Raw genomic sequence first — 6,371 nt, 5'->3', positions numbered from 1 at the left:
CACATTTCATACAGGCCCCCATGTCATCCGAGAGATTTCAGGCCAATGTGGTGGCAGCAATGCAGAAAAAGCGGATTCTGGGTGTTACGAACAGGTACGTTGTAATAGCAAAACACAGGCTGTAGGCTATAGGCTTTTAGGAAAGCAGGCTAAAAAGCAGAAATACCTAACAGCCTTTAGTCTAAACCGCTTCAGCCTGCTATTAACTCTTAAGCGCATCGTGAACCTTTACTGCAAGCTCTCTTTGTGAAAAAGGTTTCTGAATAAACTGAATACCTTTATCAAGCACCCCGTGATGAGCAATAACATTGGCTGTGTAGCCGGACATGAAAAGCACCTTAAGTTCAGGATACTCTTTCCGCATAATCCCTGCCAGATCCCGCCCATTCATTCCGGGCATAACAACATCTGTAATCAGAAGGTCAATCGCTCCAGGGTGTTCCTTTGCCATAGTGCCTGCTATATCCGGGGTTGATGCTGCAAGGACAGTGTAACCCATTCTTTCAAGCATTGACTTTGTGAGCCGTAGTATTGAGGGTTCATCCTCCACTACTATTACTGTTTCGCCGTTTGCCAATGGAATTTCATTATTATCGGATTTTTCAACAGAGGCGACAGCCTCAGCATGACGGGGAAGATATATCCTGAAGGTTGTGCCTTTTCCCGGCTCACTGTAAACATTTATAAAACCATTATTTTGTTTAACAATGCCATAGATCATGGCAAGCCCTAGCCCGGTTCCCTTACCAACTTCCTTTGTAGTAAAAAATGGTTCAAACAATTTATCAAGGGTATCTCTGCTCATTCCGCATCCATTATCACTTACTACCAGCATCACATATTCACCCGGTAAAAAACCAGGCTGCCCTTCGCAATAATCATCATCAATACAAACCTTATCTGTTTCAATGGTAATCTTACCAACATCAGAAATAGCATCTATTGAATTAACACATAAGTTTGCGAGTATCTGATCAAGCTGTGACGGGTCCATTTTTACCGGCCAAAGGCCTGAACGTGGTTCCCATAAAAGATCAATATTTTCACCTATAAGTCGGCGCAGCATCTTAAGCATGCCTTCGACAGTTTCATTAAGATCAAGTATCTTTGGTTCAATAGTCTGCTTTCTGGCAAAGGCCAGCAATTGTTTTGTAATATCTGTAGATCGCATAGCAGCCTTCATGATCTCCTTTAGATATTCCTGCAAGGGGTCTTCATGGTCTATTGTATCAGCAAGCAGTTCGGTATATCCGATGATCACACCCAGCATATTATTGTAATCATGGGCAACACCCCCGGCCAGACGTCCCACAGATTCCATTTTTTGGGCCTGTAAAAGCTGAGACCTGAGCTTTTCCTGTTCAGCCTCATTTTTCTTCTTTTCAGTGATATCCTCGGCAGCAGAAAAAATACCAATAATTTTCCCCTTATCATTTCTGATTGGCGCAACAGATAGTTTTACAGTAAAGAGAGTGCCGTCCTTCTTGATGTGTAAAAGTTCTTTGCCAGTAAAAGGCCCCTCTTCAAGAACGATTCGCCTCAGTGTGTGATATTCATTAATCCTGTCTTCAGGTACAATCGGCAGGGGTTTGCCTATTACCTCTTCTGCACTCCATCCGAAAATCTTTTGAGCAGATATGTTCCAACTCAGTACAATACCGCCAGTATCAGTTGAATACAGCGCCACAGGCGAGCAGGAGATCATTGCACGCTGATATTCCTCGCTGTTTCTGAGCGCCTCTTCTGCCAATTTTCTATTGCTGATATCAACAATGGTTGAAATGAAATAGAGGGGATTGCCTTTAGCATCCTGCCTCATTGCAACGCTTACATCAGCCCAGAGAATCTTTCCGCTTTTATGAATATACCTCTTTTCAAAGCGAGCTGAATCCTTATCTCCCGCAAGCAGCGATTTTGTAATCTTTTCTATGGCCTCAATATCTTCAGAAGGTGTGATATCCTGCCATTTTACCTCTTTTAATTCCTCTGTAGTATATCCCAAAAAATCAGCAAATGCCCTGTTTGTGTTCAATCTTCCGTCAGGCATGGTGATTGACTTGCCAACATTTGATGCCTCAAATATATATCTGAATCTTTCCATGCTTTCCTGCAGGGCTATGGTTTTATGAGCCACCTGTCTTCTTAAGGTCCATGTCCACATGAAGGCAATCAGGGCTATCCCAAGCAAAGGGATAATTACTATCGCAGCATTACGAATTACAGAAATAAACGATGCAGGCTCTTCTCTGTAAACACCAAGCCATTTATCATATATTTTCCGGTATTCTCCGCTGCTCTCAAGTGATTTCAGCCCTTCACTGAATTTGGCGAGCAGGGCCTTCTGGCCGTTTGCCGCTGCAAAACAGTAATCAGAGATCAGGATAGCCTTTTTACCTGTAGCAAGATTTGTCCATTTATTCTTATCTATCAGGTAATGCGCTGAAACAAGAGAAACTAGGGCACAATCATATTTACCCTCAGACAATTCACGAAGCGCCTCTTCCTGGTCGGAAACAGGGAATACCTGTTCTTCAAGGTCGTTTTCCAGGATAAAATCATGCAGGATATCTTCCTTCTGCACTACAATTCTTTTGTTTTTGAGTTCGTTTATTGAAGAGGGCGCCTCGCCTTCGCCCTTTCTCACCACTGAGACATAATGGCTGACAGTATGTGGCTGGGTAAAGTCAAATTTCAGATCACGGGCAGGTGAATAGAACATGCCCTGCAAAATATCTATCTTACCGTTTTCAAGGGCCTGAACCTGTTCAGACCATGCACCAAGTCTTATCTCTACATTAAGCCCCATTTCACGGGCAATAGCCCTTGTGATATCTACATTATACCCTGCGGGGTTTCCTGTTTCATCCAGGTATTCATAAGGGGGGTAGTTAAGATCACCGCCTACTATTATCGGTCGGTCTGAGGGTAGTTGCATAGATGCAAACCATTTGGAATGCAGATGCCGGTAAACACCGTTTGCCATTACAATAGCAAGCCCCTCATTCAGCAGGGCCAATGTTTCACGATCACCTTCACGTACAGCAAAACAGAAATCCTGCCTGAATCCCTCAATCGGCTTATCAATAACATGCAGGTCAGTAAACCCTGTTTTTTCAATCAGACGAATAGCCACCAGCCTTTGCATGACCACTGCATCACAATTTCCCAGGGCCAGCTCTTTAAGGGCCATTTCAAAGGTGGGCACGGTATGGATTTCAATTCCCCGATCCTCCCGAAGCAGGAATTCTTCTGCATTATCGCCTTTCATTACAAGAACTTTTCGTCCAATGAGATCGGAAATATCGCTGATCCCGGTTTCTTTATTTCTTACGACAATAGCCCCATGAAGGGTCATGTAGGGGACAGTAAAATCAAACAATCGTTCTCGTTCGGGTGTTCGCCCGACAATAGGCAGGGCCTGAACTTCACCTTTCTCAAGCAATCCTCTCACTTCAGCCCATGTGCCTGTTCGAAATGTTACATCTATACCCATTGCATCCAGGGCAGCACGCATCAATTCAACCGAGAATCCTCCTGTCTCTCCTTGATCATCGATAATACTGAATGGTGGGTAATCGATTTCCGATGCAGAAAGTATAACCCCTGCTTTTTCAAAAGCCATTTCTTCTGCAAAAATGGCGGAAAAACTGAATAGAACAAAAATAACCAGAAAAAAACCTGCTTTTATAAAATCCAAAGCCTTTAATTTAGTTCCGTGACATTTATTCATCATAAATTTTTCACCCTGTTTTGTTTTGCATCAGAGTATCTTTTATGAAAAGTGGTGTCAATGAATAGGGCGTAGGGAGGGGTTTAGACTGTAGGCTGTTAGGGAAATATGATATGGCCTTTACAGTTAATATCATTATGCAGTTTAAATAATGGCTCCCAATTACCGGGTTTCAGGAATTATTGAATATTATTCACTCCCCAGGATTTCTCTGATCCTTTTAGATAACTCATCAAGTCCGAAAGGTTTCTGGATAAAACCATTGCATCCTCTTTTCAATATCGAAGTAGCCTGCCCATTAAGGCTGTAACCGCTCGAAAGAAGGACCTTTACACCTGGATATACCTTTTTAAGTTCATCATAAACTGCCCCTCCACCCATATTGGGCATGATCATATCCAGAATAACAAGGTCAATGTTTCCTCTGTTATTTTTATAGGTTTCCAGGGCTTCACTCCCTGTTTTTGCACAAAGAACGCGATAACCAAGTCTTTCCAGCAGTTGTGTACCAATATTAATTATCATCTCTTCATCATCTACAAGCAGTATGGTCTCATTGCCCTTTAACACATGAAAGGATGGTTCCTTTTCTTTTGTTAAAACTGCACTTGAAACAGGTAAATATATATTAAACGTCGAGCCTTCTCCTTTCTCACTGTAGACATTAATAATGCCTGAATGATTTTTGATAATTCCATAGACCGTGGCAAGGCCAAGTCCGGTGCCTCTACCCATCTTTTTTGTTGTGAAAAACGGATCAAAGATCCTCTTTTGTGTAGCCGCGTCCATTCCAATGCCTGTATCTGTAACAGAGATCTTCACATAATTTCCAGGCGCCACATAAAAAGGTTTAACATAATTATCATCAAGAACAATATTTTTTGTTTCAAGATAAAGCTCTCCGCCGTGAGGCATGGACTGCCAGGCATTGACATACAGGTTTAACAAGACCTGATTCATTTGTCCCTGGTCAATTTCAACTGTCCAGATATCTTCCTGCCATTTCGTATGAATTGTGATCTCTTTCTTTGTCTGCCCAAACATATCCGAGCTTTTTTTCACCAGCTCATTCATGTCAGTAGGCTTTACCTCATACTTGCCGCCCCTGGCAAAACCAAGCATCTGTTTAGTCAAGTCCGATGCATTCTGGACATATTGCTCTATGTTTTTCAGTTTAGCGTAATGGGGATGAGCAGTATCCATTTCAAGGAGCATAAGTGCTGTATTCCCAAGGATCCCCATTAATATATTATTGTAATCATGCGCCAGACCGCCTGCCAGAGTGCCAATAGCCTCTAATTTCTGCACCTGTGCAAGTTTTTCCCTGAGACGCACTGTTTCAGTTATATCCTGATTTACACCATAGGCCCTGATTGTTCTGCCGTTTTCGTCCTTTTGGATAAAAAACCGGACCGCAATGTATCCGACATTGCCATCAGCGTAGATTATTCTTTGTTCGAATTGACGGTTATAGTTGGGGTCATTTGTTTCGCTTGCTTTCCTTCCTTCCTCCGTGAGAAAAGCAATGTCATCCGGATGGATAAATCGCCTATTATATTCACCTGATGTCATTACATATCCACCAACCTCCTCCGCTGTGGTGCGAAATATTTTGTAGAAATAATCGTTAAAGGTAAAAAGATCGCTGGCTGGATCGTACTCCCATGGCCCTAAGTGTGCTATCTCCAGGGCATTCGAGAATTTAGATTGAAGTTCCTTCTGTTTTATTTCAGCCTGTCTGCGGGCGGTTATGTTTCGTGTAATCTCTGTAAACCCTGTTACCTTTTCCCCTTCCCGAATAGGACAGAACAGGGTTTCAAGATATTGATTTCTCTCTTTGTCAAAAAATTCTGCTAAAAATTTCTCTCCATTTAAAGCCCTGCCCTGCAGAGAGGTCCAGTATTTTATCACTTCAAGGTTTCCAGACATCTTATGAGGCTGCATACCGGGTTTTATTTCGGTATTTAATAATGCCTTACCTATTTCTTTATATCTTTCATTAAATGCCTGGGGTATTGCACTTTGGTCGCATATTACTATAAAGTCATCAGTATTCTGCATCAGGGCATTATAGTATTTTTCAGTCTGTTTTAACCCGCTTATCTCTTCAAGAAGTTTTCTTTCTTTTTCCTCCTGGTTATTAAGGAGTTTTTCTAATTCTTTGATTTTTTGTTCCAGTTCTTCACGGGTAGGTTTTAAATCCATTTTAAAAGCCTCAAAAATATTATTAACAGGTTCCGCTATCAGCCTGTGATTGGCTAATGAGATGTATCACTAATGAAATGAAGATAACATACTGTTAAAAAATATCAATGAATTATATGGAGATTTTTTTGAAATGCTGCTAATTCAAATGCCATTTGGGTCAAACCTTTCTCATGGCTGTTTTATTATTGGCAGAAAAAATTAGGCTAAATCAAAAAACATTTTTTACTTTCTCTGTGTCCTCCCTGGCCCGACACAGCCTTGGCGACAACGGCTGTGCTCTCTGTGGTGAAACCTGTTCATAAAGGGGGAAAGGCTGGTACTGTTGACCCAGAGGTTAAGGGCCTATTTTTTTGTGAGATTTTCAACTGCCATTTTTATCAAATCAAACAAAGAGGATGATGACACTTTTTCCGAAGGTGTGTCTGCAATATTT

At 41.8% G+C, this 6,371-nt stretch carries 2 protein-coding genes; both read right to left on the bottom strand.

Annotation, left to right across the window (positions count from 1 at the left end; translation table 11 throughout):
• Positions 1–202: 202 nt before the first annotated feature.
• Positions 203–3,733, bottom strand: coding sequence for a transporter substrate-binding domain-containing protein (locus GX654_20050; GenBank protein NLD39155.1), 3,531 nt, complete (start codon positions 3,731–3,733; stop codon positions 203–205).
• A gap of 186 nt (positions 3,734–3,919) precedes the next feature.
• A complete protein-coding gene (locus GX654_20045; protein ID NLD39154.1) occupies positions 3,920–5,935 on the bottom strand; it encodes a response regulator in 2,016 nt (671 codons plus the stop codon).
• Between the last annotated feature and the right edge of the window lie 436 nt (positions 5,936–6,371).

Source organism: Desulfatiglans sp. (assembly GCA_012513605.1).
Lineage (GTDB): Bacteria > Desulfobacterota > DSM-4660 > Desulfatiglandales > HGW-15 > JAAZBV01.
This window is presented reverse-complemented; position numbering and strand designations above follow the sequence as displayed.

What these genes read in the sequence shown, in the direction of transcription:
- GX654_20050 (NLD39155.1), bottom strand. Translation starts at nt 3,733, where the DNA reads ATGATGAATAAATGTCACGGAACTAAATTAAAGGCTTTGGATTTTATA.
- GX654_20045 (NLD39154.1), bottom strand. Translation starts at nt 5,935, where the DNA reads ATGGATTTAAAACCTACCCGTGAAGAACTGGAACAAAAAATCAAAGAA.